Annotated in this window: 1 protein-coding gene; it reads right to left on the bottom strand. The window is 65.2% G+C overall.

Going from position 1 to position 643, the window contains the following annotated elements; translation table 11 throughout:
• A complete protein-coding gene (locus NQV17_RS37825; RefSeq protein ID WP_257776164.1) occupies nt 1–639 on the bottom strand; it encodes a hydrolase in 639 nt (212 codons plus the stop codon).
• Between the last annotated feature and the right edge of the window lie 4 nt (nt 640–643).

The following is a 643-nucleotide window of genomic DNA, read 5'->3' as shown; positions in this document are numbered from 1 at the left end:
TCAGCTCTTGTCGTACGAGAACTGGATGCCCGCGGTGCCGCCGGTTTCGATGAACAGGTTGATGAACGCGGGGACGGTCGCGCTGCGCGCCCAGTCGCGCTGCAGTTCGCAGAACAGCTGCGCGACGCTGATCATCTGGCCGCCGGCCTGCTCGATGCGGCGCAGCGCGGCTTCGTGGGCGGCGACCGACGTGCCGCCGACCGCATCGACGACCACATAGACTTCGTAGCCGGCCTTCAGCGCGTCGAGTGCGGGGAAGGTCAGGCACGCTTCGGTCCACAGCGCGGTCATGATCAGTTTCTTGCGGCCGGTGGCCTCGACGGCCTTGCGGAACTCGACGTCTTCCCACGAGTTGATGCTGGTGCGGTCGTAGGTCGGATAGCCTTCGAGCGCGGCGCGCAGTTGCGGGATCGGCGGCTTGTTCAGGCCGGTCTTCACGTTGACGGTCGAGTGGACGATCGGCAGGCCGTACGCGACCGCGGCCTTCGATGCGCCGACGATGTTGTTGATCAGCAGCTGGCGATCCATCGATGCAATCGAGTTCACCTGGACCGGCTGGTAGTCGATGACGATGAACGCCGCGTTCTGCGGGGTGAGCAGGTGGTCGTTCGCGGGATCGCGAATCGGTTCGCTTGCCATGGTT

This window comes from Burkholderia sp. SCN-KJ (assembly GCF_024656005.1).
GTDB lineage: Bacteria > Pseudomonadota > Gammaproteobacteria > Burkholderiales > Burkholderiaceae > Burkholderia.
The sequence above is the reverse complement of the archived record's forward strand: the minus strand, read 5'-3'. Positions and strand labels throughout refer to the sequence as shown.

Bases quoted from the DNA above. Each gene is read 5' to 3' on its own strand.
- NQV17_RS37825 (WP_257776164.1), bottom strand. From the start codon at position 639: ATGGCAAGCGAACCGATTCGCGATCCCGCGAACGACCACCTGCTCACC.